The sequence below is a fragment of the Pseudomonas schmalbachii genome (assembly GCF_017589465.1).
In the GTDB taxonomy this organism is placed as follows: Bacteria; Pseudomonadota; Gammaproteobacteria; order Pseudomonadales; family Pseudomonadaceae; genus Pseudomonas; species Pseudomonas schmalbachii.
Genome location: NZ_JAELYA010000010.1, coordinates 1 through 25,900, shown reverse-complemented (window position 1 = coordinate 25,900; position 25,900 = coordinate 1). Strand labels below are relative to the sequence as shown.

The window sequence follows — 25,900 nt, the reverse complement described above, 5'->3', positions numbered from 1 at the left end:
GACTATAACCCGTCATGACAAAACACCGCACGCCGGCCGGCTGCGAGCGACGCGGCACTTTCCGCGCATCCTGTTAGAATGGCCGCCACTTACGTCCAGGGTACACACGCCATGAGCGAGTCGCGCAATTCCCGCGAGGGCCAAGGCCCCGCCGAACAGACCACGCATTTCGGTTACCAGACGGTACCGGAGAGCCAGAAGGCGCAGAAAGTCGCCGAGGTGTTCCACTCCGTGGCCGCCAAGTACGACCTGATGAACGACCTGATGTCCGGCGGCATCCATCGCCTGTGGAAGCGCTTCACCATCGAACTGTCCGGCGTGCGCAGCGGCAACCGCGTGCTCGACATCGCCGGCGGCACCGGCGACCTGACCCGCCAGTTCTCCCGCCTGGTCGGCCCGACCGGCGAAGTGGTGCTGGCCGACATCAACGCCTCGATGCTCCAGGTCGGCCGCGACAAGCTGCTCGACAGCGGCGTCTCCGGCAATGTCAGCTTCGTCCAGGCCGACGCCGAGCAGCTGCCGTTCCCGGACAACCACTTCGACTGCGTGACCATCGCCTTCGGCCTGCGCAACGTCACCCACAAGGACGCGGCGATCCGCTCCATGCTGCGCGTGCTCAAGCCGGGCGGCCGCCTGCTGGTGCTGGAGTTCTCCAAGCCGACCAGCAACCTGCTGTCCAAGGCCTACGACGCCTACTCCTTCAACCTGCTGCCGCTGATGGGCAAGCTGATCACCAACGACGCCGAGAGCTACCGCTACCTGGCCGAGTCGATCCGCATGCACCCGGACCAGGAAACGCTGAAGGCGATGATGGTCGAGGCCGGCTTCGACCGCGTCACCTACCACAACATGACCGGCGGCATCGTCGCCCTGCACCGCGGCATCAAACCCTGATGACGCTGCCCGGCCAGTCCCTGGTAACGCAGGCCCTGCTGGCAGCCGCCGAAAGCGGCGTCAACCGCGTGCTGCGTCTCGACGGCGTGGCCCTGCAGCGCCTGGCGCGGCTCGCCGGCAAGGTGCTGGAAGTGGATTGCCAGGGACCTGTCCTGCGCCTGTTCATCCTTCCGGCCGGCGACGGCCTGCATCTCGCCGCACAGCATGAGGCCGAGGTCGACTGCACCCTGCGCGCCCCCGCCAACCGCCTGCTGCAACTGGCCGTGGCGCAGGACAAGACCGGCGTGCTGCACAGCCCGGAAGTGGAAATGGACGGCGACAGCGGCGTGCTGCTGGAACTGGCCGACATCCTGCAGACGCTGGAGCTGGACTGGGAATACGAAGTCTCGCGCTGGCTCGGCCCGCTGCCCGCCCATCTGCTCGGCACGCGCCTGCGCGGCACCGCGCGCTGGACCGGCGACAGCCTGGAAAGCCTGCGTCTGAGCCTGGCCGACTACCTCGCCGAGGAAAGCCGCGCACTGGTCGGCCAGCACGAAGCGGAAGCGCGCTTCGCCGAACTCGATCAGATGAAGATCGCCCTCGACCGACTCGACGCGCGCATTGCGCGCCTTGCCCAGAAGACCAAGCCCGAAGCATGAAGCTCCTCGCTTTCCGCCGCCTGCTACGCATCCAGCACGTTGCGATCCGCTACCGACTCGACGACCTGGTACTCGAACTGCCGGTGCTGCCCTGGTGGCTGCGCCTGCTCGGCGGCCTGCTGCCATGGCGCTGGCTGCCGCGCAAGAAGCTGCAGCTCAGCCGCGGCGAACGCCTGCGCCTGGCCCTGGAAGACCTCGGACCGATCTTCATCAAGTTCGGCCAGATCCTCTCCACCCGCCGCGACCTGCTGCCGGACGACATCGCCGACGAACTGGCACACCTGCAGGACAACGTCCCGCCGTTCCCGCCGGAACTCGCCGTGGCGCGCATCGAGGAACAGCTCGGCGCCAAGGTCGAGCAGATCTTCGCCCGCTTCGAGCGCGAACCGCTGGCCTCCGCCTCGGTCGCCCAGGTCCACGCCGCACAGTTGAAGACCGGCGAGGAAGTGGTGGTCAAGGTGATCCGCCCGAACCTCAAGCCGGTGATCCGCGCCGACATCGCCTGGCTGTTCATCATCGCCCGCCTCGCCGAACGCATCTCCAGCGACGCCCGCCGCCTGCATCCGGTGGAAGTGGTCAGCGACTACGAGAAGGTCATCTACGACGAGCTCGACCTGCTCCGCGAGGCGGCCAACTCCAGCCAGCTGCGGCGCAACTTCGACGGCTCGCCGCTGCTCTACGTGCCTCAGGTGTACTGGGACCTGTGCCGGCCGAAAGTACTGGTGATGGAGCGCATCTACGGCATCCCGGTCACCGACCTCGACGTGCTGCGCGACCAGCGCACCGACTTCAAGGCGCTTGCCGAACGCGGCGTGGAAATCTTCTTCACCCAGGTGTTCCGCGACAGCTTCTTCCACGCCGACATGCACCCCGGCAACATCTTCGTCAGCACGCGCACGCCGTGGAGCCCACAGTACATCGCGGTGGACTGCGGCATCGTCGGCAGCCTCACCGACGAGGACCAGAACTACCTGGCGCGCAACCTGATCGCCTTCTTCAAGCGCGACTACCGCAAGGTCGCGCAGTTGCACATCGACTCCGGCTGGGTGCCGGCGGAAACCCGCGTCAACGACTTCGAAGCAGCGATCCGCACCGTCTGCGAACCGATCTTCGAGAAGCCGCTGAAGGACATTTCCTTCGGCCAGGTACTGCTGCGCCTGTTCCAGACCGCCCGCCGCTTCAACATGGAAGTGCAGCCGCAACTGGTGCTGCTGCAGAAGACCCTGCTGAACATCGAGGGCCTCGGCCGCCAGCTCTATCCGGAACTGGACCTGTGGACCACCGCGCAGCCGTTCCTCGAACGCTGGATGCGCGAGCGGGTCAGCCCCAGCCACCTGCTGCGCAACTTCCAGCAGCAGGTCGAGCAGGTGCCGCACCTGGCGCAGATGACCCGCGACACCCTGGAACGCCTGTCCAGCGAGCCGCTCGCGCAACCGCGCGGCAACGGCCAGCCGCCCGCGGCCAGCGCCTGGCCGGCGCGGCTGATTGGCGCGGTGCTGGTCGCCGGCGCGGCGCAGACCGGGCTCGCCACGCACTCGCTGGCGGCCTGGCCGGCATGGGCGATGCTGGCCGGCGGTCTATATCTGATCCTGCGCCGATAGCCAGTGGCCGTCGTCGCTGGCACACTAACTAATTACTGACTTATGTCGCCGTGGGCGACGCAAGTGCCCGCAGTACGGAATCGACAATGAAAGACTGGCTGGACGAAATTCACTGGAACGCCGACGGACTGGTACCCGCCATCGCCCAGGACCACCAGAGCGGCCGCGTGCTGATGATGGCCTGGATGAACCGCGAGGCCCTGACCCTGACCGCCGCCGAAGGCCGCGCCATCTACTGGTCGCGCTCGCGCGGCAAGCTCTGGCGCAAGGGCGAGGAGTCCGGCCATGTGCAGAAGCTGCATGAACTGCGCCTGGACTGCGATGCCGACGTGGTCATCCTGATGGTCGAGCAGCTTGGCGGCATCGCCTGCCACACCGGCCGCGAGAGCTGCTTCTACCGCGTCTACGAGAACGGCGCCTGGCGCACCGTCGACCCGGTGCTGAAGGACCCCGACGCGATCTACCACCACGCCCAGCAGCACGCGGAACACGAACATGAGCAATGACACCCTCGCCCGTCTGGCGGAAGTCCTCGAAGCGCGCAAGAATGCCGCCCCGGACAGTTCCTATGTCGCCAGCCTGTACCACAAGGGCCTGAACAAGATCCTGGAGAAAGTCGGCGAAGAATCGGTGGAAACCATCCTCGCCGCGAAGGACGCCGCAAGCAGCGGCGACTGCACGGACCTGATCTACGAAACCGCCGACCTCTGGTTCCACTCGCTGGTGATGCTCGCCGCCCTTGGCCAGCATCCGCAGGCGGTACTGGACGAACTGGACCGCCGCTTCGGCCTGTCCGGCCACGATGAAAAAGCGGCCCGCCAACCGTCGGCCTGAACACGTATTCCGAGGAGAGAAAGATGGGCATTTTTGACTGGAAACACTGGCTGGTCATCCTGATCGTGGTGGTCCTGGTATTCGGCACCAAGCGCCTGAAGAACCTGGGCTCGGACGTCGGCGAAGCCATCAAGGGCTTCCGCAAGGCGATGAACACCGAGGAAGACCAGAAGTCCGAACAGAATCCCGCGAATCCGTCGCTGAACCAGTCGAACACCATCGAAGGCCAGGCGCGCAAGGTCGAAGAACCGGCTCGCAAGGACTAAGCCATGTTCGGTATCGGCTTCAGCGAGCTGCTGCTGGTCGGTCTGGTCGCCCTGCTCGTGCTCGGCCCCGACCGTCTGCCGGGAGCCGCGCGCACCGCTGGCCTGTGGATCGGCCGGCTGCGGCGCAGCTTCAACACGATCAAGCAGGAAGTCGAGCGTGAGCTCGGCGCCGACGAGATCCGTCGCCAACTGCACAACGAGCACATCCTGTCGATGGAGCGTGAAGCGCAAAAGCTGATGGCCCCGCTGACTGGCCAGCAACCGCCGGCAGAGACGACAGCAGCCGAGCCGGCGCCCCCGGCAACGCCTGCTCCGACCCAGACGCCAACAGCGACAGCCGCCACTCCGGCTACCCCCGATACCGCTCCGGCCGCCACCAGCCAGACGCCAGTTCCGCCCGAGACGCTGCGTAATCCATGAGCGAAGAAAAACCCGAACAGCCCGAGAACGACCAGGAAATGCCGCTGGTCTCGCACCTCACCGAGCTGCGCACGCGCCTGCTGCGCTGCGTGATCGCGGTGTTCGTGATCTTCCTCCCACTGCTGTACTTCTCGCAGCAGATCTACACCCTGGCCTCCGAGCCGCTGCGCCGCTTCCTCCCGGAAGGCGCGACGATGATCGCCATCGACCCGGCCTCGGCCTTCCTCGCGCCGCTCAAGCTGACCATGATCGTCGCCGTGCTGCTGGCCATGCCGGTCATCCTCGGCCAGGTCTGGGGCTTCATCGCGCCCGGCCTGTACAAGCACGAGAAGCGCATCGCCCTGCCGATGCTGGTGGCGAGCATCGTCCTGTTCTACGCGGGAATGGCCTTCGCCTACTTCCTGGTATTCCCGTTGATGTTCCACTTCTTCATCGGTTCGGCCCCGGCAGGGGTGACGCCGATGACCGACATCAACAGCTACCTGGACTTCCTCACCCTGCTGTTCGCCTTCGGCCTCACCTTCGAGATCCCGGTCGCCACCGTGCTGCTGGTATGGGTCGGCGTCGTCAACGTCGCCTACCTGGTGAAGATCCGCCCGTACGTGATCATCGGTTGCTTCGTGGTCGGCATGATCCTCACCCCGCCGGACCCGCTGTCGCAGACCCTGCTGGCGGTGCCGATGTGGATGCTGTTCGAGGCCGGCGTGCTGTTCAGCCGCCTGATCCGCAAGCGCGGCGACCAGCCGCAAGAGGACGAGAGCGGCGACCAGCCGCCCGCCACCCGCCCGTGAACCTGCTGCTGCTCGACGACGCCGACTTCGTCGCGGCGGATCGCGCCGTCCTGCGCGACCGCCGCCTGACCCACCTGCACGAAGTGCACCGTGCCGAGAGCGGCGACAGCCTGCGCGTCGGCCGTCTCGGCGGTCTGATGGGCGAAGGCCGCCTGCTGCGCCTGGAGCGCGACGAAGCGGAACTCCAGCTGAGTTTCGACCAGCCGCCGCCGGCCAAGCTGCCGATCACCCTGCTGCTCGCCCTGCCACGGCCGAAGATGCTGCGCCGGGTGTTGCAGACCGTCGCCGCCATGGGCGTACCGCGCCTGGTGCTGCTGAACAGCTACCGGGTGGAAAAGAGTTTCTGGCAGACGCCCTTCCTCGAACCAACGGCGATCCGCGAGCAACTGATCCTCGGCCTGGAACAGGCGCGCGACACCGTGCTGCCGGAAGTGATCATCGAGAAGCGCTTCAAACCCTTCGTCGAGGACCGCTTGCCCGCCATGGCCACTGGCAGCCTCGGCCTGATCGGCCACCCCGGGCCGTGGCCGGCCTGCCCGCGTGCCGTCGAGCAGCCGGTGACCCTGGCCATCGGCCCGGAAGGCGGCTGGATTCCCTACGAGGTCGACAAGCTGCGCGAAGCCGGCCTCGCCCCGGTGCAGCTCGGCGAACGCATCCTGCGCGTCGAAACCGCCGTCACCGCCCTCCTCGCCCGCCTGTTCTGATCCCGCCCACTCACACGTAGGTTGGCGCTGAACGCAGTGAAGCCCAACATCTGCCGAGCCATAGCCCTGTTCTGAGCGTTTCCCCGTAGGAGCGGGCCATGCCCGCGATTTCGGCGGCGCCGGCATTTCGCGGGCATGGCCCGCTCCTACAAGATCGCAGCACAGCATTACTCGCATTCTCGCACTGAAGTTCCAGCTCCCCCGGCCGATAACCCCTGACGCACGCAGATGCGCCTGATAACGACAAAGACCACCTCACCGACAACAAGAACAGAGAGCATCGTCTCGACACAGTCCGCCACGGGCCCGTCACTCCCGTGGTCTGCCGGGAGTATTCGACATGCACGAATGGTTGGTCTTTCACTACGGCCGTCTCAGCGTCAGCCGCAAGCTGGCCCTCGGCTTCAGCATCCCGCTGTTTCTCACCGTGCTGATCCTGCTCGGCGGTTTCCGTACGGTGAACCACCAGGCAGCGCGCAACGAACAACTTGAAGCCATCACCCAGCTGAACGACCTGAGCCGGCAGGAAAGCATCGCCCGCCTGGAGTTCGAGCTGGAGCACGATCCGGCCCAGATCGCCCACCTGAGGCAACTCGGCGAGCAGATGCTTGCGCTGTTCAACAAGCAGCTCAGCGGCATCGATCTCGACGAGCAGCTACTGGCAACCTCGCGCCGGACAGTCGAATCCTATCGGGTCTCCTTCGACGAACTGGCCCGCACCTACGAGCAGCGCGACCAGGCCCGGACGGCCCTGGAGCAGAGCGCCCGGCAGGCTCTGCAACGCTTCAACGAAACCGACCGAAAACTCTTCGGCCTGATCGCCGCGCAACCCGGCGATACGCAACTGCCGCAACAGGCGCAAGCCTTCGGTGAGTTGCACCACGAATTCCTCGAATTGCGCTACCTGGCGCTGGACTACCTGTCCCAGCCGAGCGCCGAGACCGAGCAGGCGGCCCTCGCCGCCATGCAGCAGGTCCTGCAGACCGCCGGCAGCCTGCAGAGCCAGCTACCCGCCGCCATCGCCGACGACATGCAAACGCTGGCGCAGAGCCTGCAGGATTGCGATGCCGGTCTGCAGCGCTTCCGCGACAGCACCGCGGCCGCCCAGCGGGCACACCAGGCCATGGACAACCACACCGAGGAAATGCACGCCGCCAACGTCGCGCTGCACGACGCAACCGTGCAGGTGCGCAGCCAGGAATCCAGCAATGCGCTGTTCCGCCAGTCGATCTTCGCGCTGGTCGCACTGGTCTTCGGCGTGCTGTCGGTCCTGGCGATCAGCAGGAACATCTCCCGCCCGCTGCGTGAAGCCCTGGAGCTCGGCGAGAGCATCGCCCAGGGAGATCTGTCGCGCGGCCTGAAGAACGAACTGGACCTGAAGCGCCTCGACGAAATGGGCCAGATGCAGCGCGTCATGCTGCGCCTGCGCGACAACCTGGCCGACCTGATCGGCCACATCGGCGCCGGGGTCAACCAGTTGGCGACCGCGGCCGACGAGCTTTCCACCGTTACCGAGCAGACCCGCGCCGGGGTCAACAGCCAGCGCGTCGAAACCGAGCAGGTGGCCAGCGCCATCCACGAGATGGCCGCCACCGTGCAGGAAGTCGCGCGCAACGCCGAACAGGCATCCGCCGCCGCCCAGCAGGCCGACCAGTTGGCGCGCCAGGGCGACCGCGTGGTCTACGAGGCGATGGAGCAGATCGACCGCCTGGCCGCCGAAGTGGAGCGCTCCGCCACGGCCATGGACCGCCTGAGCGTGGAAAGCCAGAAGATCGGCAGCGTGCTCGACGTGATCAAGTCGGTGGCCGAGCAGACCAACCTGCTGGCGCTCAACGCCGCCATCGAAGCCGCCCGCGCCGGCGAGGCCGGGCGCGGATTCGCCGTGGTCGCCGACGAGGTTCGCGGCCTGGCCAAGCGCACCCAGCAGTCCACTGCGGAAATCGAAAGCCTGATCGCCGGCCTGCAACAGGGCGCGCACGAGGCCGCGAACATGATGGAGGAAAGCCGCCGCCTGACCGGCAGCTCGGTCGACCTGACCCGCCGCACCGGCGAGACCCTCGGCAGCATCGCCCGCTCGGTCGCCGAGATCCAGGGCATGAACCTGCAGATCGCCTCCGCCGCCGAGCAGCAGAGCAGCGTCGCCGACGAGATCAACCGCAGCGTCAGCCAGGTGCGCGAAGTCGCCGACCAGTCCGCCGCCGCCAGCGAGCAGACCGCCAGTTCGAGCAACGAACTGGCGCGGCTGGGCAACGAGCTGCAGGTGCAGGTGGGCAGGTTCCGCCTGTAAAGCGGGATGCTTGCAGCCTGTCGCAACTGGCAGGCTGCAAAACATCCTGCTGACACATTGGATAGCGTAGGATCGAGTTCACGCCCATTCGGAGAGCGACCATGCGCCCACTGACCATCGACCTCGACGAACTGGCCGTCGCCCTGGACTCCCCGGGCCTCGACCATTATTTCGATCTCGCCAATGGCCAGGTCCTCCTGGCCCCGCCGGACGCCGCCGTCACGGAGTTCGCCGACCTGCTGGAAGACGAACCCGAGCGCCTGGTACCGATCGAGCCGCTGAGCGGCGAACGGTCGCTGGAGCTGATGCGCGACTTCCTCCTTGAGGTCGCCGAGCCCCACGCCTATGCGGCGCTGGCCAGCGCGCTGGAGGGGCGCCGGCCGGTGAAGGCGTTCCATCATGTGCTGATGGGCTATCCGGTGATCCTGCAGGCCTGGCACGTCTACCAGGCCGACCGCCTGCGCGAGCTGGCACTGGAATGGCTGGCGGCGCACGAGCTGCAGCCGGCCGGGAGGCCGGCGTTTTCTGGCTGACGTATTGCCGTAGGGTGGGTGCAACCCGCCAAAGTGACTGGAGGCCCGTGGCGGGTTGCACCCGCCCTACCGGACTGCCCGGGACGCAATGCAGGAATGTAGGAGCCAGCTTGCTGGCGATCAATAGTTCAGCCGGCAGCATCGGTAGCAAGCGAAACTCCGGATCGCCAGCAAGCTGGCTCCTACAAGGTCGGCACAGCGCCCGCCAGGGTGCCAAGGGCTCCCTCACCCTAACCCTCTCCCGGAGGGAGAGGGGACTGTTCGGTGCCAGACGAAACTCCGTGCTCACTAGCAGCTCCATACCGCCCCCTCTCCCTCCGGGAGAGGGCTGGGGTGAGGGGAGCAAGAAAACCAGGAAAATCCCCAACCCCCAAACGAAAACGCCGCCCCCTACGGGCGGCGTTTTCATTACCGAACTACCTCATCCCCGAGGAGTCTGCGCTGCGTTGTCGCGGCTGACGGTACGTTCCTCCCAGCCGCCACCCAGCGCCTTGTACAGGTTCACTTCGCTGGTCAGCTGCGCCAGGCGGTCGCTGATCAACTGTTGCTGGGCGCTGAACAGCAGGCGTTGCGCGTCCAGCAGGGTCAGGTAGTTATCCACGCCGGTGCGGTAGCGCTTCTCCGCCAGTCCGTAGTAGTCGGCGCTGGCGGTGACCAGCGCGCGCTGCGCATCCAGTTGCTCGTTGTAGGTCGCGCGGGCGGCGAGGCCGTCGGCGACTTCCTGGAAGGCGATCTGGATGGACTGCTCGTACTGGGCGATGAAGATGTTCTTCTGCACCTTGGACAGGTCCAGGCTGGCCTTCAGCGCGCCGGCGTTGAAGATCGGCAGGTTGATCTGCGGCTGGAACAGCCAGGTGCCGGAGCCGCCCTTGAACAGCCCGGACAGGTCGCTGCTCAGCGAGCCGGCATTGGCGGTCAGGCTGATGCTCGGGAAGAACGCCGCGCGGGCCGCGCCGATGTTGGCGTTGGCCGCCTTCAACTGGTGCTCGGCCTGGAGGATGTCCGGGCGCCGTTGCAGCAGGTCGGACGGCAGGCCGGCCGGTACTTCGGCGAGCAGGCTGGCATCCAGGTCGAGGCCCTGCGGCAGGTCGGCGGGCAGGCCGGCGCCGAGCAGCAGGACCACGGCATTCTGGTCCTGCGCGACCAGGCGGGTGTACTGCGCCAGGGTCGCCCGCGTGCTTTCCACCGAGGTCTGCGCCTGGCGCAGGTCCAGCGCCGAGGCGACGCCCACTTCGTAGCTGCGGCGGGTCAGGTCGTAGCTCTTCTGGAAGGTCGCCAGGGTATCGCGGGTCAGCTGCAGCTGGGCCTGGTCGGCGCGCCAGGTCAGGTAGGCGTTGGCCACGCTGGCCACCAGAGCGGTCTGCGTGGCGCGCTGCGCTTCCTCGCTGGCGAGGAACTGTTCCAGGGCCCCTTCACGCAGGCTGCGCAGGCGGCCGAACAGGTCGATCTCCCAGGCCGTAGTGCCCACCGTCGCGCCGTACTGGCTGTTGATGGTCGGGCTGCCGGTCTGCGACAGGTCGCCCGGCACGCGCTGGCGCGAGCCGGTGACGTTGGCGTCCACCGCCGGGAACAGCTCGGCGCGCTGGATGCGGTACTGCGCCTGGAAGGCTTCCACGTTCAGCGCGGCGACACGCAGGTCGCGGTTGTTCTCCAGCGCCACGTCGACCAGACGCTGCAGCTGCGGATCGTTGAAGAACTCGCGCCAGCCGATATCCGCCGCCTTCACGGCGGAGGTTTCCGCCGGCCCGCCGCTATAGACAGCGGCAACCGGCGCTTCCGGACGCTGGTACTCGGGGATCAGCGAACAGCCGGACAGCAGCGCCGCCGTCACCGCGAGGGAAACCAGGGACTTCTTCATCATCGTTGCACCTTCTCGGCAGCCATCTCCGGCTCCCCTTCATCCTTGGCCGCCGGCTCCTTGAACAGCGAGCAGACCATCACGTAGAACAGCGGCACCCAGAAGATCGCCAAGACGGTGGCGGTGAACATGCCGCCGATCACCCCGGTGCCGATGGCGTGCTGGCTGCCCGAACCGGCGCCGCTGGAGATCGTCAGCGGCAGCACGCCGAGGATGAACGCCAGCGAGGTCATCACGATCGGCCGCAAACGCATGCGGCAGGCCTCGATGGCCGCCTCGACGATCCCCTTGCCCTGCTCGTGCAGTTCCTTGGCGAACTCGACGATGAGGATGGCGTTCTTCGCCGAGAGGCCGATGGTGGTCAACAGGCCGACCTGGAAGAACACGTCGTTGGACAGGCCGCGCATGGAGGTCGCCAGCAGCGCACCGATCACCCCGAGCGGCACGATCAGCATCACCGAGAACGGGATCGACCAGCTCTCGTAGAGCGCCGCCAGGCAGAGGAACACCACGATCAGCGACAGCGCGTACAGCGCCGGCGCCTGCGAGCCGGACAGGCGTTCCTCGTAGGACAACCCGGTCCAGGAGTAGCCGATGCCGGTGGGCAACTGGCTGATGATCTCCTCGACCACTGCCATCGCCTCGCCGGTGCTGCGGCCGGGCGCCGGAGCACCGAGGATTTCCACCGCCGGCACGCCGTTGTAGCGCGACAGTTTCGGCGAGCCGTAGACCCAGTGGCCGCTGGCGAAGGCGGTGAACGGCACCATCTCGCCCTGGTCGTTGCGCACGTACCACTTGGCCAGGTCTTCCGGGGTCATGCGCGCGTTCGGCTGGCCCTGCAGATAGACCTTCTTCACCCGCCCGCGGTCGATGAAGTCGTTGACGTAGCTGGAACCCCAGGCGATCGACACCGTGGTGTTCACGTCCGCCAGCGAAACCCCCAGCGCGCGGGCCTTCTCGTCATCGATCTCGAGCTGGTACTGCGGCTCGTCGTTGAGGCCGTTGGCACGCACGCTGTCCAGTTCGGGACGCTCGTGGGTCAGGTCGAGGAACTTGTCCCGCGCCGCCATCAGCGCTTCGTGGCCAAGGCCGGCCTGATCCTGCAGGTACAGGTCGAAACCGGTGGCGTTACCCAGTTCCAGCACCGCCGGCGGCGCGAAGGCGAATACCTTGGCGTCGATGAAGCGCTCGAAGTGGTGCTGGGCGCGCTCGGCCAGGGCGAACACGCCGTTCTCCGCACCTTCGCGCTCTTCCCACGGCTTGAGCATGATGAAGGCCATGCCCGAGCTCTGCCCGCGGCCGGCGAAGTTGAAGCCGGTCACGGTGAACACCGAGTTGACCGCCGCCGATTCCTCGGTCAGCAGGTATTCGCGCATCTGGTCGACGACCTTCTGCGTGCGCTCGGAGGTCGAGCCCGAAGGCGTCTGCACCTGGGCGAACAATACGCCCTGGTCCTCGTCCGGGAGGAACGAGGTGGGAATGCGCGCGAACAGCCAGACCATGCCGGCGATGAGCACCACGTAGAGCAGCAGGTACGGCGTGCGGCGCTTGAGAATGCTCGCCACGCCACGCTCGTAGCCGTGTGTGGTGCTGATGAACCAGCGGTTGAACAAGCCGAAGAAGCCGCGCTTGTGCTCGCCATGGTCGCCCTTCTCGATCGGCTTGAGCATGGTCGCGCAGAGCGCCGGGGTCAGGACCAGCGCCACCAGCACCGACAAGGCCATGGCCGAGACGATAGTGATGGAGAACTGCCGGTAGATCACCCCGGTGGAGCCGCCGAAGAACGCCATCGGCAGGAACACCGCCGAGAGCACCAGGGCGATGCCGACCAGTGCGCCCTGGATCTGCCCCATCGACTTGCGCGCGGCCTCCCGTGGCGGCAGGCCTTCCTCGGCCATCACCCGCTCGACGTTTTCCACCACGACGATGGCATCGTCCACCAGCAGGCCGATGGCCAGCACCATGCCGAACATGGTCAGGGTGTTGATCGAGAAGCCGAACGCGGCGAGCACGCCGAAGGTGCCGAGCAGCACCACCGGGACGGCGATGGTCGGGATCAGCGTGGCGCGGAAGTTCTGCAGGAACAGGTACATCACCAGGAAGACCAGCAGGATCGCCTCGCCGAGGGTCTTCACCACCTCGTGGATGGAGGCCGAAACCACCGGCGTGGTGTCGTACGGGTAGACGATCTGCATGCCCTGCGGGAAGAACGGTTGCAACCGCGCGAGGGTCGCGCGGACCGCCTTGGCGGTATCCAGCGCGTTGGCGCCGGCGGCCAGCTTGATGGCGATGCCGGAGGCCGGCTTGCCGTTGAACTGGGCGCTGATGTTGTAGTCCTGGCCGCCGAGGCTGACCTGGGCGACGTCCTTCAGGCGCACCTGGGAGCCATCGCCGTTGACCTTGAGCAGGATGTTGCCGAACTGTTCGGCGGTCTGCAGGCGGGTCTTGCCGATGATGGTGGCGTTGAGCTGCTGGCCGCGCACCGCCGGCAGGCCGCCGAGCTGGCCGGAGGAAACCTGGACGTTCTGCGCCTGGATGGCGGTCTTCACGTCGCCGGGGGTCAGCTGGTAGCTGTTCAGCCGCGCCGGATCGAGCCAGACGCGCATGGCGTACTGCGCACCGAACACCTGGAAGTCGCCGACGCCCGCGGTCCGCGACAGCGGGTCCTGGATGTTGGAGACGATGTAGTTGGACAGGTCTTCCTTGGTCATGCTGCCGTCCGTGGAGACGACGCCGACCACCATCAGGAAGTTCTTCACCGCCTTGGTCACGCGGATGCCCTGCTGCTGCACTTCCTGCGGCAGGAGCGGAGTGGCCAGCTGCAGCTTGTTCTGCACCTGCACCTGGGCAATGTCCGGGCTGGTGCCCTGGTCGAAGGTCACGGTGACGGTCATGCTGCCGTCGGAGTTGCTCTCCGAGGAGATGTAGCGCAGCCCGTCGAGGCCGTTCATCTGCTGCTCGATCACCTGTACCACGGTGTTCTGCACCGTCTCGGCCGAGGCGCCCGGATAGGCGACCTGGATGGCGATGGCCGGCGGCGCGATGGCCGGGTACTGGTTGACCGGCAGCTTGAGGATCGACAGCCCGCCCGCCAGCATGATCACCAGTGCGATCACCCAGGCGAAGATGGGCCGGTCAATGAAAAACTTGGACATACCGGATTTCCTCGCTTAGCCCTGGTCGCCGGATACGGCTACCGGCCGCGACGCTTCCGGCACGGGTGCGACGTTGCTCGCCGGCACCGCCTTGGCCTCGTCGCCCGGGTGCACGTACTGCAGGCCCTCGGTGATGATCCGGTCGCCGGGGTTGAGGCCCTTGCTGACCAGCCATTTGTCGCCGATCACGCGGTCTGCCTGCAGCACGCGCAGTTCGACCTTGTTCTCGCCGTTGAGCACCAGCGCGGTGGCCTGGCCCTTGATGTCGCGGGTCACGCCCTGCTGCGGGGCGAGGATCGCCTGCTTCTTCACGCCTTCCAGCAGTTGCGCGTGGACGAACATGCCCGGCAGCAGGTCATGGCCCGGGTTGGGGAACACGGCGCGCAGCGTCACCGAGCCGGTGCCCGGATCGACCGACACCTCGGAGAACTCCAGGGTGCCCTGGTGCGGGTACGCCGAACCGTCCTCGAGGAACAGCTTGACCTTCGCCGCGTTCTTCCCGGCCTTCTCCAGCAGGCCGTCGGCCAGCTCGCGGCGCAGGCGCAGCAGCGCGGTGGAGGGCTGGGTGACGTCGACGTAGATCGGATCGAGCTGCTGTACGGTAGCCAGCGCGGCGGACTGGCCGTTGGTCACCAGCGCCCCCTCGGTGACCGCGGAACGGCCGATACGGCCGGAGATCGGCGCCAGCACCCTGGTGTAGCGCAGGTTGATCTTCGCCGCGTCCACCGACGCCTTGGCCTGCAGCGCCGCCGCCTGGGCATCGGCGTACTGCTGCTTGCTCACCGCTTCGTCGGCCACCAGCAGCTTGAAGCGCTCGGCCTGCTGCTGGGTGGACATCAGGTTGGCCTGGGCGCTCTGGTAGGCCGCTTCGTAGGTCGCCGCATCGATCTGGTAGAGCTGCTGGCCTTCCTTGACGTCGCTGCCTTCCTTGAACAGGCGCTTGAGGATGATGCCATTGACCTGCGGACGGACCTCGGCGACACGGTACGCGGTGGTGCGTCCCGGCAGCTCGGAGTTCAGCGCCACGACCTGAGGCTGCAGCGTCACCACGCCCACTTCGGGAATCTTCGTCTCCTGCGGCGCCTCGCTCTTCTCGCAACCGGCGAGGGTCGCCATGGCGACCAACAGGGCCGGAAGCAGGGCGCGCATGGCTGGCGTTCGTTGCATATCCTTTTCCTCGTAAACGAAACAACCGGAACGACGGCTATCGGCCATCGCTCCGGGAAGGCGGCAAAAATACTTACATTCAACTGTGTTTGTAAACGTCCGAAAGCACTGTCAGAAATGCACTGAAACGTTTGAGCATGACGCCCTGATTGCAGCGGATTTCTCGCAAGGCGCAGCGGTTCGGCGGCAAAGTTGATTAGGTCAACTAAAATAAGCAAAATAGTTGACCCAATCAACCGGATTTACATTGCTTTTACTCCATCGAGACCATGGTTGGCCCTGTGACTTCTGATCTGCCGAAAACCCTTATGGAAGTGTTCGATCACCTGCGCGCGCGCGTGCAGGATGGCCTGTGTGCGGAAGGGCTCGACCTGACGCCGCCCGACATCTGCCTGCTCGAACTGATCGGCTCCGCCGCCGGGCTCAGCCTGCAGGACGTGGGCCGGCAGATGAGCCGCGACAAGGCGCTGATCACCCGCAAGATCAGGGAAATGGAAGACCGCGGCCTGGTGCGCCGGGAGCGCAACCCGAACGACCAGCGGAGTTTCCGCCTGTTCCTCACCGACAACGGCAAGGTCATCGACCGGCAGGCCAGGGCCATCCTCGCCCGCACCCATGACAACCTGTTCGCCACCCTGGATGCCGAGGAAAAGGCCACCGTCGCCCGCCTGCTCAAGCGCTGCCTCGCCGCCCAGACCGCAGAGGAGCCAGCGTAGATTTGGCTGCTCCCGTAGGTTGGCGCTGAGCGCAGCGAAGCCCAACATCGCAACGCCCCACATCTCCCCTCAACGAAAACGCCGGCATCCGCCGGCGTCTTCGTCATTTCGTGCCTTACTGGCGCACCCCCTCCACCGACAGGACCAGTTCGACTTCCTGGGAAGCCGGGCCGAGGTCCTTCTGGATGTTGAAGTCCTTCAGCTTGAGCGTGGTGCTGCCGTGGAAGCCGGCGCGATAGCCGCCCCACGGGTCGTCGCCCTGGCCGATCAGCTGGGCCTTGATGGTGACCGGCTTGGTCACGCCGTTCAGGGTCAGGTTGCCGGTGATTTCCGCATCGTTGCTGGCGGTTTTGACCGAGGTGGACTCGAAGGTCGCGGTCGGGTGTTTGCCGACGTTGAGGAAGTCCGGGCTGCGCAGGTGCTTGTCGCGCTCGGCGTGGTTGGTGTTCACGCTGTTGGTGTTGATGGTCACCTTGACCTTGTCGGCGGAAGGGTTCTTCTCGTCGAAGGTGAAGGCACCGTCGAAGTCGTCGAAGCGGCCGTACAGCCAGCTATAGCCCAGGTGCTGGATGCGGAACTCGATGAAGGCGTGCTGGCCTTCCTTGTCGATCTTGTACTCGGCGGCCATGGCCTGGCCGGCCGAGAACAGGGCGGTGCCGAGCGCCAGGGCGGCGAAGGTCTTCTTCAGCATGGGCAATCTCCTTATAGGTGAGGTATTCAGTCGGCGGAACGGCCGAGCATGCGGGTGAGAGTGGGATCACGATCGAAGAAATGGTGCTTGAGCGCCGCCACGGCGTGCAGCACGGCGAGGACGACCAGCGACCAGGCCAGATAGAGGTGGATCGCCCCGGCGACATCCGCCTGTTCCGGCAGACCGCTGAGGGTGGCCGGCATGGAGAACCAGCCGAAGACGTCGATTGCCACGCCTTCGGCGGTGGAGATCAGGTAACCGGAGATCAGTACGCCGAACAGCAGCAGATACAGCGCCAGATGGCCGAGCTTGGTGGCGACGCGGGTCAGGCTGCCGTGGTTGGCCGGCGCCGGCGGCGGCGGGCTGACGAAGCGCCAGACCAGGCGCAGGACCATGGCGATGAGCAGGAGGATGCCGATGCTCTTGTGGATTTCCGGGGCGCGGTGATACCAGGTGTCGTAGTAGTCCAGGCCAACCATCCACAGGCCGACGCCGAACAGCCCGAAGACCGCCAGCGCGCCCACCCAGTGCAGGAACAGGCTGATCAGACCGTAGCGGGCGGGGCTATTGCGCCATTGCATCGACAGGCATCCTTTATTGACCGAGGCATCAAGATTAGCGGCAAAAATATCGAAAGAAAGTAGAAAATCCTGCTTTGAAACATCGACAAACAAGATAGGTTCGCCGACTGACGAGGGCGACAGACCCTCACCCATCAGAGACGACAATGCCGGCACAAGGCCGGCATTGTCGTAGTCAGGTTCAGATTAGAACAGTTTGCGGAACCAGCTCTTTTTCTCGCCGCTGTCGCCGCTGGCGGCAGCCGGCTTGCTTTCGCCCGCCGCCACCGACTTGCCTTCCAGCTCCGGCGTCTTGCCGGCGCTCAGGTCGCGCACCTGGCTGGCGGCGCGCTTGCCGCTGCGCAGGGCGCCTTCGAGGGTGCCCGGATAGAGCGCATCGGTGTGCTCGCCGGCGAACACCACGCGCGCCACCGGTTTCTCCCAGACGCGCCAGAAGCGGCTGATCTGCCCCGGACCGTAGGCCAGGTAGGAGCCGCCGGTGCCGACGTCGGTGCTGTAGCGGCGCAGCTCGTAGCCATCGAAGGCGCCACGCATCTTCGGGTAGTACTTGTTCATGCGGATCAGCACCTGGTCGACTATCTGCCGGTCGCCGAACGCCTGCAGCACGCGGGCGTTGTCGCCGGACAGGTTGACCAGCACGTTGGCCCCGCCCTTCAGCGCCGGCTCGACCCAGATCATGCCCAGGCCCTGGTCGCTGTAGATTTCGCCGGAAAGACGGGACTTGTCGTCCCATACCGGGCGCTTGAACTTCATCAGGATCTGGTCGCGCCAGCCGTAGTTGGTGCTCTTCAGCGCCGCCTGCTGGGTCTCGGCGAGGCTCGGGATCATCTGGATCTGTCCCAGCGCGCGCAGCGGAACCGCCAGCACCACGTAGTCGGCGCTGTAGCCGGTGGCGCCGACCTTCACGGTCACGCCGCTCTTGTCCTGGGTGATCGAGGTGACGCGGGCGTTGGTCTTGATGGTCTTCAACTGCTTGACGAAGGCCTGCGCCAATACCTGGCTGCCGCCCGGCAGACGCGCGGCGCGCAGGTCGCGGTCATCGACGTTGCGGTAGACCCGGCCCTGCTGGGCGAGGTAGAGCAGCGACAGGCGCGACGGCTCGTCGTAGCGCGTGCGGATGCGCTGGTTGACCAGCATGCGCGCGGTCGGCGACAGGTTCTGTTTGTCCAGCCAGCGGGCGGCGTTGATCTGGTCGAGGGCGAACAGCGTCTTGTTGGCCAGCGGGTTCAGCGGGTCGTCGATGGACGCGGAAAGGTCGTCGATGGCCTTCTCGGTGCGCTTCAGGTCGGCTGCGACCGCCGGCATCTTCTTCTCCAGGTCGCTGCTGGAGTAGTACACGCCGTCGATCAGGTAGCTGGGCGTACGGACGAAATCCGGCGCCGGCACGGCCTTCAGCTTGAAGGTATCGAGGTAGCCGTTGAGCGTCGGCTGGGTGCGGGTATTGCCGATCCACTCGCTGGTGGCCAGGCCGGAACGGCCGCCGATCTGCGGCTTGGCTTCCAGCAGGGTGACCTGCCAACCCGATTGTTGCAGTTCATAGGCGGTGCTCAGGCCCGCCAGTCCGCCGCCGACGACGATCGCCGTCGGCTGTTTGTCCTTGCCCAGCGCCACCACGCTGAACGCCCCCAAAGCAAGCAGCGCCGCAGCGCGCAGCCATCCCATCTTCATCACTCCGTATCCCCCGGTCTTGCTGCAAAGGCGCGCAGCATACGCCAGCGCCACAGGCCCGGCCATACGTCTCCGTCGGCCGCATTGAACAGACAGCTCACCCTTTCAGCTTGTTCACTCGGAGGGCATTGAATAGGCTTGTCCGATTGCCGAAACGGCCTGCTTTTCAGAGGAATTTACCGATGGGTCTGAACGCCGAGTGGATGCAGCGCGATCTCAACGTGCTCTGGCACCCCTGCACCCAGATGAAGGACCACGAACGCCTGCCGGTGGTGCCGATCCGCCGCGGCGAAGGCGTGTGGCTGGAAGACTTCGAGGGCAAGCGCTACCTCGATGCGGTCAGCTCCTGGTGGGTGAACGTGTTCGGCCACGCCAATCCGCGCATCAACCAGCGCATCAAGGATCAGGTCGACCAGCTGGAGCACGTCATCCTCGCCGGCTTCAGCCACCAGCCGGTGGTCGAGCTGTCCGAGCGCCTGGTGAAGATCACCCCGCCGGGACTGTCGCGGGTGTTCTACGCCGACAACGGCTCCTCCGGCATCGAAGTGGCGCTGAAGATGAGCTACCACTACTGGCTCAACAGCGGCCAGCCGGCGAAGAAGCGTTTCGTCACCCTGACCAACAGCTACCACGGCGAAACCGTGGCGGCGATGTCGGTGGGCGACGTGGCGCTGTTCACCGAGACCTACAAGTCGCTGCTGCTCGACACCATCAAGGTGCCGAGCCCGGACTGCTACCTGCGTCCCGAGGGCGTCAGCTGGGAAGTGCATTCGCGGCTGATGTTCGAGTACATGGAGCGCACCCTGGAGGAGCACCACAAGGAAGTCGCCGCGGTGATCGTCGAGCCGCTGATCCAGGGCGCCGGCGGCATGCGCATGTACCATCCGGTCTACCTCAAGCTGCTGCGCGAAGCCTGCGACCGCTACGGCGTGCACCTGATCCACGACGAGATCGCCGTCGGCTTCGGCCGCACCGGAACCATGTTCGCCTGCGAGCAGGCCGGCATCACACCGGACTTCCTGGTGCTGTCCAAGGCGCTCACCGGCGGTTACCTGCCGATGGCCGCGGTGCTCACCACCGACACCGTGTACCAGGCGTTCTACGACGACTACGCGACCCTGCGCGCCTTCCTCCACTCGCACACCTACACCGGCAACCCGCTGGCCTGCGCCGCCGCCCTGGCGACCCTGGATATCTTCGAGCAGGACAACGTGATCGAAGCCAACAAGGCCCTCGCCGCCCGGATGGCCTCGGCTACCGCGCACCTGGCGGACCACCCGCACGTCGCCGAAGTGCGCCAGACCGGCATGATCCTCGCCATCGAGATGGTCCAGGACAAGGCCGGCAAGGTCGCCTATCCGTGGCAGGAACGCCGCGGCCTGAAGGTCTTCCAGCACGCCCTGGAACGCGGCGCCCTGCTGCGCCCGCTGGGCAGCGTGGTGTACTTCCTGCCGCCGTACGTGATCACCCCGGAACAGATCGACTTCCTCGCCGAAGTCGCCAGCGAAGGCATCGACATCGCCACCCGCGAGGCGGTCAGCGTCCCCGTCAGCAACTTCCATCCGGACCATCGCGATCCGGGCTAAGGCCTACGGCCAGCTATAAGCGGCAAGCTGAAAGCTTTAAGCTTGTCGCTTTCCACTTGCCGCTTGCAGCTGCCCCTATGCGCCTCTCCCGATTTTTCATCGACGCTCCCCTTTCTCTCGGCCAGCACGAACTGCCCGAAGCCCAGGCCCACTACATCGGCCGGGTGCTGCGGCACTCGGTCGGCGATGCCGTGCAGCTGTTCGATGGCTCGGGACAGGAATATCTCGGCGAGTTGATCGAGGTCGGCAAGAAGAACGTACGCGTCGAACTGCGTGAACAGTTCGACGGCCTTGCCGAATCGCCGCTGCGCATCCACCTCGGCCAGGGCCTGTCGCGCGGCGAGCGGATGGACTGGGCGATCCAGAAAGCCACCGAACTCGGTGTGGCGGAAATCACCCCGATCGTCAGCGAACGCTGCGAAGTGCGCCTGAAGGACGAACGCGCCGACAAGCGCCTGGCGCACTGGCGGCAGATCGCGATCAGCGCCTGCGAACAGTGCGGGCGCTCGGTGCTGCCGCTCATCCACCCGCCGGTAGCCCTCGGCGAATGGCTGGAAACGACCGGCGCAGAACTCAGGCTGGTGCTGCATCCGGTGGCCGAACCCTTGGCCAGCCATGCCCGGCCGACGACCCTGGCCTTCCTCATCGGCCCCGAAGGCGGCCTCAGCGACGCCGAAGTGGACCAGGCGAAAGCCGCCGGCTACCACGCCGCCCGCCTCGGCCCGCGCGTGCTGCGCACCGAGACTGCGCCGGTGGTGGCGCTCAGCGTGGCGCAGCAACTCTGGGGCGACTTCTAAGCCCTTGGGTTGGCGCAATCGTAGGTTGGCGCTGAGCGCAGCGAAGCCCAACGGTGCGGTGCAACGGCTCGGCTAATGTTGGGCTTCACTTCGTTCAGCACCAACCTACGAAGGCGAACCACATCCGCTACAGCTAGATCAGCCCAGCATCCGCCAGCTTCTGCTCCAGCGCTTCCAGATCCGGAATGCGTGCCACTTCGTCAGCCAGCTTCACTGCATCCATCTCCAGCGGCGCCAGCGGCACATCGGCGCGCGCCAGGTCCGGGCCGAGCTTCACCGAGCGGGGAATACCCTGCACCAGCAGGGCGAGGAACTTGACCCGCGGCCTTCCGCCGAGGGCGTTGAGGACGACCACCCGAGCGCCCTGCCCGACCTGGGCCTGGCCGCCGGAAGCGGCCTCGAAGGACAGCAGCGGCAGGCGCAGGTCGCGCCAGGCGATCTGGCCGAGATACCAGTCGGGCAGCCCATCGACCGCCTGCGGTGCGCGGTAGGTGATCAGCTCGGCCACCGCCACGTTGGGCAGCAGCAGCGTGCGGTCGGCCAGCGGCACCAGCAGGCCGGTCAGGCTGGCCGGCGCGTCGCTCGCTTCGACCGCGTTCTGGCCGCCGCTTTTCAGCACGGGAAGATCACTCATGACACCACTCCGCTAATCCCACTCGGCACGCACTGCGCGGCCAGACGATTGACCAGCGCGGCGGCGAGCTCGCGCGGGTCGGCTGAGAACATGCTGTAGCCGGCCTCGCGCAGGCTGTCCGGCATGCTCGAACAGACGCAGCTGTCGGCGCGCTGCGTCCAGATTTCCGCGCCCTGGCGGCGCACATAGGCGGCCGCGGCGCTGCCGTCGCTGCACATGCCGCTGAAGACGATCACCCCGCAACGTGCGCCAAAGCGCTGCGCCAGGTTGAGCATCATCTGGTCGAACGAGGGGCTGTACGGTTCCGGCCACGGGCGACCGTCCAGCTGCATGCGCTCGTCTTCGTCGAAACCGAGCTGCTGGCTGACCGGCACCACCACCACCTCGCCGCAACGCAGCGTATCTCCGGCGCGCGCCTGGTTGATGTGCCACTGGCTGTGCCGGCCCACGGCTTGCGGCAGACGCGTTTCGAAGGCCGGGTCGATGTGCTGGGCGTAGAGCAACCCAATCGGCAACCCGCCGGGCAAGGCGTCGAGGAAAGCCTTGACCGCCTCCGGACCGCCCAGCGAGGCCGCCAGCAGCCAGACCTGTTCGGCCGGTTCGCCGGCCTTCAGCGGTGCGGCGGCGAGATTGGCCGGCAGCTCGATGCGCGCCGGGCGCTGCGCCTCGGCCAGCAGCGTTTCCAGGCTCTGGCCGACGCCGGCGCTGGGATCGCCGATCAGCCGGCGCAGCTTGCCGATCAGGCGCCGCTCCCAGCGCGGGTAGTGCTCGGAATGCCGTTCCGGCGCATTGCCCTCGCCGAACAGCACCGGCACCCGGTCCTGCTCCAGCAAGCTGTCCAGCAGCGGCGAGTCGTCCTGTTGCGCCAGGTCCACCAGCCACAGGTCGGTCTCGCAGCTCGCCAGTTGCGACTCTTCCAGGCGGCCGGGATCGGCGTTCAGCACCACCTGGTAACCATGCGCCAGCAACGCCTGCTGCAGCACGTGGCGCTGCAGCGAGGTGTCGGCGATGACGGCGATGCGCAAGGCGTTGCTTTCAACCATGGGTCTTGACCAGCCGTTGGATGCATTCGAGCAGCTCGGACTCCTGGTACGGCTTGCCGAGATACTGGTTGACGCCGATGGCCAGCGCGCGGTCGCGGTGTTTCTCGCCGGTCCGCGAGGTGATCATGATGATCGGCAGGTCCTTCAGGTGCTCGTCGTGGCGCACCAGGGTCGCCACCTCGAAGCCGTCCATGCGCGGCATCTCGATGTCCAGCAGCATGATGTCCGGCTTGTGCTCCTGCAGCTGGGCAATCGCATCCACCCCGTCCTTGGCGGTCACCACGTTCATGCCGTTGCGTTCGAGCAGGCGGCTGGTGACCTTGCGCACGGTGACCGAGTCGTCCACCACCATGACCAGAGTCGGACGCTGGTAATCGCCGTCCGGCGCCACATCGCCGGGCAGCATGCGCCGCGGGCGGTTCTGCAGCGCCATGTGCGCGTGCCGGGCGCGGATGGTCGCCAGCAGGTCGAGGATCACCACCACGCGACCGTCACCGAGGATGGTCGCCCCGGAGATGCCGTTGACCCCGGCGAACTGCGGGCCGAGGCTCTTCACCACGATCTCACGGGAACCGGCCAGGGCGTCCACCTGCACCGCCACCGCGTGATCGGCCGAGCGCACCAGGATCACCGGCAGCGGCAGCGACTGGCCGACCAGCTTGGGATGCTGGCCATTGTTGAGCAGGTCGCCGAGGTATTTCAGTTCGTAGCTCTGTCCGGCGTATTCGAAGTGCGGCGCGGCGGCGCCGTCGGCGGCCTGCTGTTCGTAGAGCGCTTCCAGCTCGTAGGGCGAAACCCGCACGATGCCTTCGATGGTGTTCAGCGGCAGGGCGTAGAGATCCTCACCGGAGAGCACCATCAGCGCGCGGTTGACCGACACGGTGAACGGCAGGCGGATATTGAAGCGGGTGCCTTCGCCGGAGGCGGAATGGATGCTCACCGAGCCGCCGAGCTGTTTCACCTCGGCATTGGCCACGTCCATGCCGACCCCGCGTCCGGAAATCTGCGTGACCTTCTCGGCGGTACTGAAGCCCGCCTCGAGGATGAACTGCAGGACCTCGTGGTCGGTGAGGTCGCTGTCCGCCGTCATCAGGCCGCGCTCGATGGCCTTGCGGCGTACCGCGTCCAGACGGATGCCGGCGCCATCGTCGGCCAGGGTCAGGAGGATGTCGCCACCCTCGCGGGCCAGGTTCAGGCGGATGGTGCCTACCTCCGGCTTGCCGCTGGCGCGGCGCGCGTCGGCGGACTCGATGCCGTGGTCGACGGCGTTGCGCAGCATGTGTTCCAGCGGCGCGACGATGCGCTCCAGCACGGTGCGGTCCATCTCGCCTTCGGCGTTGCTGACGACGAAATCGACCTGCTTGCCCAGCTCGCTGGCCACCTGCCGGACGATACGCCGCAGGCGCGGCACCAGGCGGTCGAACGGCACCATGCGGGTGCGCATCAGGCCTTCCTGCAGCTCGGTGTTGACCCGCGCCTGTTGCAGCAGCAGGGTCTCGGCGTCGCGGTTCTTCGCCGCCAGGGTTTCCTTCAGGTCGAACAGGTCGGAGGACGATTCGAACAGCGCGCGGGAAAGCTGCTGCAACTGCGAATAGCGGTCCATTTCCAGCGGATCGAAGTCCTCGTAGCCGGCGCGCTCGGCGTCCGCCTGGTGGCGCGAAAGAATCTGCGCCTGGGTTTCGATATCCAGGCGGCGCAACTGGTCGCGCACCCGCTCGATGGTGGCTTCCATTTCCGCCAGGGTGGAGCCGACGTCGCTGACCTGGGTTTCGACCCGGCCACGGAAGATGGAGGTTTCGCCGGCCAGGTTGACCAGATTCTCCAGCAACTGCGCGGGCACCTTCACCAGTTCCTGCGGCGCACGGCGGGCAGCCGCTTCCTGGGCCGCTTCCTGCGCGCGCTTGACGAACGGCAGGACCTTCAGCGGCTCGCTGCGCTGCTCTTCGGCCGCCGCCATGATCGCTTCGGGCAGTGCGGGCTCCGGCAGGCGTTCCTGCGGCAGCGGTGCCGTTACCTCCGGCGTTTCCTCGACATCGCTCGCATCGAGGCGCTGGCGCAATGCATCGACCTCGGCCTGCAGCCCTTCGAAGCCGGACTGGGCGTCCAGCAGCAGGCTTTCCGGCCAGGGCGCGCCTTGCTGCTGCGCCTCGGCCAGATGCTGTTCGAGGTCATGGGCGAGATCGCCGAGGCTGTTCTGTCCGGCCAGTCGCGCACCGCCCTTGAGGGTGTGCAGGATGCGCAGCAGTTCGTCCAGCGCCTCGCCTTCGCGCTCGCCGTCCCAGCGGCCCAGCGCGCGTTCCATGGCTTCCAGCAGGTCATCCGCCTCTTCGAGGAAGATTTCCCCGATCTCCTCGCCCTCGGCCTGCGGGGCGGGAGCGGAAACCGGCGCCAGTGCGACGCTGGCCGGCGCGCTCGCCTGCTCGTCGGGATTGGCGCGGAACTCGCGGATCGCCTCGATCAGCGCCTCGCCATCCGGAGGGGCCTGGCGCAGGTGCACCGCTTCGAGCATGTCCGCCAGGCGGTCATGGCAACGCTGCAGCAGATCGAACAGTGCCGGGCTGGCGCGCAGGCGCCCGCCGGCCAGGCCTTCGTAGAGGAATTCCAGCTCATGGGCGAGATCGCCGACCGGACGAATCTCGGCCATCCGCGCGCCGCCCTTGAGGGTATGCAGGTCGCGCTGCAGGGACTCCAGATCGACGCTGTTGTGGACGTCCTGCATCCAGCGCTGCAATGCACTGGCGGCGCTTTCGAGGATGTCGAAACCTTCGTCGAGGAAGATATCCACCAGTTCCTGGTCGTGCCCCTGCTCCCATCCCTCCTGGGCGATGACAGCCACCGGGGCCGGCTCGGCGAGCGGAGCGGGCTGCGCATCCGGCGGCAGGTCATCCTGGAGTTCGAAGGCTTCCAGCGGTGCGGGATTCGCCTCCTCGGGCTCAACCTCCACGGGCAGGGCTTCGGCTTCGGCTTCGGCTTCGGCTTCGGCTTCGGCTTCGGCTTCGGCTTCGGCTTCGGCTTCGGCTTCGGCTTCGGCTTCGG

Annotated in this window: 23 protein-coding genes and 1 pseudogene; 15 read left to right on the top strand and 9 right to left on the bottom strand. The window is 66.5% G+C overall.

Annotation, left to right across the window (positions count from 1 at the left end; translation table 11 throughout):
- Positions 1 to 111 precede the first annotated feature (111 nt).
- The 12 genes and pseudogenes from ubiE to JFY56_RS21565 all read left to right on the top strand — a co-directional run bounded on the left by ubiE (position 112) and on the right by JFY56_RS21565 (position 8,968).
- A complete protein-coding gene (gene ubiE, locus JFY56_RS21615; protein ID WP_208316217.1) occupies positions 112 to 894 on the top strand; it encodes a bifunctional demethylmenaquinone methyltransferase/2-methoxy-6-polyprenyl-1,4-benzoquinol methylase UbiE in 783 nt (260 codons plus the stop codon).
- Positions 894 to 1,532 (top strand): ubiquinone biosynthesis accessory factor UbiJ, encoded by a 639-nt coding sequence (locus tag JFY56_RS21610; RefSeq protein ID WP_208316216.1) that lies wholly within the window; start codon positions 894 to 896, stop codon positions 1,530 to 1,532. The genes ubiE and JFY56_RS21610 overlap by 1 nt, the downstream gene beginning before the upstream one ends.
- Positions 1,529 to 3,133 (top strand): ubiquinone biosynthesis regulatory protein kinase UbiB, encoded by a 1,605-nt coding sequence (gene ubiB / locus JFY56_RS21605; RefSeq protein ID WP_208316215.1) that lies wholly within the window; start codon positions 1,529 to 1,531, stop codon positions 3,131 to 3,133. Before JFY56_RS21610 ends, ubiB begins: the two co-directional genes overlap by 4 nt.
- Positions 3,134 to 3,183: 50 nt before the next feature.
- The gene (gene hisI, locus JFY56_RS21600) at positions 3,184 to 3,639 is read left to right on the top strand and encodes a phosphoribosyl-AMP cyclohydrolase (RefSeq protein WP_328824950.1); all 456 of its coding nucleotides are present in this window, start codon (positions 3,184 to 3,186) and stop codon (positions 3,637 to 3,639) included.
- On the top strand, positions 3,629 to 3,967 hold the full coding sequence (locus JFY56_RS21595; protein WP_208316213.1) for a phosphoribosyl-ATP diphosphatase: 339 nt from the start codon (positions 3,629 to 3,631) through the stop codon (positions 3,965 to 3,967). The genes hisI and JFY56_RS21595 overlap by 11 nt, the downstream gene beginning before the upstream one ends.
- Positions 3,968 to 3,990: 23 nt before the next feature.
- A complete protein-coding gene (locus tag JFY56_RS21590; RefSeq protein ID WP_208316212.1) occupies positions 3,991 to 4,233 on the top strand; it encodes a twin-arginine translocase TatA/TatE family subunit in 243 nt (80 codons plus the stop codon).
- Between the two features lie 3 nt (positions 4,234 to 4,236).
- Positions 4,237 to 4,653: a Sec-independent protein translocase protein TatB gene (gene tatB, locus JFY56_RS21585; RefSeq protein ID WP_208316211.1), complete on the top strand. Its 417-nt coding sequence runs from the start codon at positions 4,237 to 4,239 to the stop codon at positions 4,651 to 4,653.
- Positions 4,650 to 5,444, top strand: coding sequence for a twin-arginine translocase subunit TatC (tatC, locus tag JFY56_RS21580; protein WP_208316210.1), 795 nt, complete (start codon positions 4,650 to 4,652; stop codon positions 5,442 to 5,444). Before tatB ends, tatC begins: the two co-directional genes overlap by 4 nt.
- The gene (locus JFY56_RS21575) at positions 5,441 to 6,148 is read left to right on the top strand and encodes a 16S rRNA (uracil(1498)-N(3))-methyltransferase (protein ID WP_208316209.1); all 708 of its coding nucleotides are present in this window, start codon (positions 5,441 to 5,443) and stop codon (positions 6,146 to 6,148) included. Before tatC ends, JFY56_RS21575 begins: the two co-directional genes overlap by 4 nt.
- A gap of 340 nt (positions 6,149 to 6,488) precedes the next feature.
- Positions 6,489 to 7,349: pseudogene (locus tag JFY56_RS24765) on the top strand (methyl-accepting chemotaxis protein); the annotation flags it as partial.
- Positions 7,350 to 7,541: 192 nt separating this feature from the next.
- Positions 7,542 to 8,435, top strand: a complete 894-nt coding sequence (locus JFY56_RS24760) for a methyl-accepting chemotaxis protein (RefSeq protein ID WP_408004454.1) — start codon at positions 7,542 to 7,544, stop codon at positions 8,433 to 8,435.
- A 101-nt stretch (positions 8,436 to 8,536) separates the two neighbouring features.
- Positions 8,537 to 8,968 carry a UPF0158 family protein gene (locus JFY56_RS21565; protein WP_208316207.1) on the top strand — a complete coding sequence of 144 codons (432 nt, stop codon included), beginning with the start codon at positions 8,537 to 8,539 and terminating at the stop codon, positions 8,966 to 8,968.
- Between the two features lie 421 nt (positions 8,969 to 9,389).
- On the opposite strand, the gene JFY56_RS21560 is transcribed toward JFY56_RS21565, so the two are convergent.
- The 3 genes from JFY56_RS21560 to mexA are packed head-to-tail and all read right to left on the bottom strand — an operon-like array spanning position 9,390 to position 15,148.
- Positions 9,390 to 10,826, bottom strand: a complete 1,437-nt coding sequence (locus JFY56_RS21560) for an AdeC/AdeK/OprM family multidrug efflux complex outer membrane factor (RefSeq protein WP_208316206.1) — start codon at positions 10,824 to 10,826, stop codon at positions 9,390 to 9,392.
- Positions 10,826 to 13,981, bottom strand: coding sequence for an efflux RND transporter permease subunit (locus JFY56_RS21555; protein WP_208316205.1), 3,156 nt, complete (start codon positions 13,979 to 13,981; stop codon positions 10,826 to 10,828). Before JFY56_RS21555 ends, JFY56_RS21560 begins: the two co-directional genes overlap by 1 nt.
- 15 nt (positions 13,982 to 13,996) lie before the next feature.
- Positions 13,997 to 15,148: a multidrug efflux RND transporter periplasmic adaptor subunit MexA gene (mexA, locus tag JFY56_RS21550; protein ID WP_208316204.1), complete on the bottom strand. Its 1,152-nt coding sequence runs from the start codon at positions 15,146 to 15,148 to the stop codon at positions 13,997 to 13,999.
- A 308-nt stretch (positions 15,149 to 15,456) separates the two neighbouring features.
- Here mexA and JFY56_RS21545 point away from each other — a divergent pair, with 308 nt between their 5' ends.
- Positions 15,457 to 15,864, top strand: coding sequence for a MarR family transcriptional regulator (locus tag JFY56_RS21545; RefSeq protein WP_328824949.1), 408 nt, complete (start codon positions 15,457 to 15,459; stop codon positions 15,862 to 15,864).
- A gap of 115 nt (positions 15,865 to 15,979) precedes the next feature.
- Here the strand turns inward: JFY56_RS21545 and JFY56_RS21540 are convergent, their stop codons facing one another.
- From JFY56_RS21540 to JFY56_RS21530, 3 genes are all read right to left on the bottom strand, one after another.
- Complete coding sequence (locus JFY56_RS21540; protein WP_208316202.1) at positions 15,980 to 16,555, bottom strand: YceI family protein; 576 nt, start codon at positions 16,553 to 16,555, stop codon at positions 15,980 to 15,982.
- Positions 16,556 to 16,581: 26 nt separating this feature from the next.
- Positions 16,582 to 17,136, bottom strand: coding sequence for a cytochrome b (locus JFY56_RS21535; RefSeq protein WP_208316201.1), 555 nt, complete (start codon positions 17,134 to 17,136; stop codon positions 16,582 to 16,584).
- 186 nt (positions 17,137 to 17,322) lie between these two features.
- Positions 17,323 to 18,804, bottom strand: coding sequence for a flavin monoamine oxidase family protein (locus JFY56_RS21530; RefSeq protein WP_208316200.1), 1,482 nt, complete (start codon positions 18,802 to 18,804; stop codon positions 17,323 to 17,325).
- A gap of 182 nt (positions 18,805 to 18,986) precedes the next feature.
- On the opposite strand from JFY56_RS21530, the gene JFY56_RS21525 reads away from it, so the two are divergent.
- Both JFY56_RS21525 and JFY56_RS21520 read left to right on the top strand, forming a co-directional pair.
- Positions 18,987 to 20,390, top strand: a complete 1,404-nt coding sequence (locus JFY56_RS21525) for an adenosylmethionine--8-amino-7-oxononanoate transaminase (RefSeq protein WP_208316199.1) — start codon at positions 18,987 to 18,989, stop codon at positions 20,388 to 20,390.
- A gap of 77 nt (positions 20,391 to 20,467) precedes the next feature.
- Positions 20,468 to 21,187: a 16S rRNA (uracil(1498)-N(3))-methyltransferase gene (locus tag JFY56_RS21520; protein WP_208316198.1), complete on the top strand. Its 720-nt coding sequence runs from the start codon at positions 20,468 to 20,470 to the stop codon at positions 21,185 to 21,187.
- A gap of 133 nt (positions 21,188 to 21,320) precedes the next feature.
- Here the strand turns inward: JFY56_RS21520 and JFY56_RS21515 are convergent, their stop codons facing one another.
- The 3 genes from JFY56_RS21515 to JFY56_RS21505 form a co-directional block, all read right to left on the bottom strand.
- Complete coding sequence (locus JFY56_RS21515; RefSeq protein ID WP_208316197.1) at positions 21,321 to 21,821, bottom strand: chemotaxis protein CheW; 501 nt, start codon at positions 21,819 to 21,821, stop codon at positions 21,321 to 21,323.
- Positions 21,818 to 22,864: a chemotaxis protein CheB gene (locus tag JFY56_RS21510; RefSeq protein ID WP_208316196.1), complete on the bottom strand. Its 1,047-nt coding sequence runs from the start codon at positions 22,862 to 22,864 to the stop codon at positions 21,818 to 21,820. Before JFY56_RS21510 ends, JFY56_RS21515 begins: the two co-directional genes overlap by 4 nt.
- Positions 22,857 to 25,900: hybrid sensor histidine kinase/response regulator (locus JFY56_RS21505; protein ID WP_208316195.1), on the bottom strand; the 3,044-nt coding region annotated here is incomplete at its 5' end. The genes JFY56_RS21505 and JFY56_RS21510, both read right to left, overlap by 8 nt.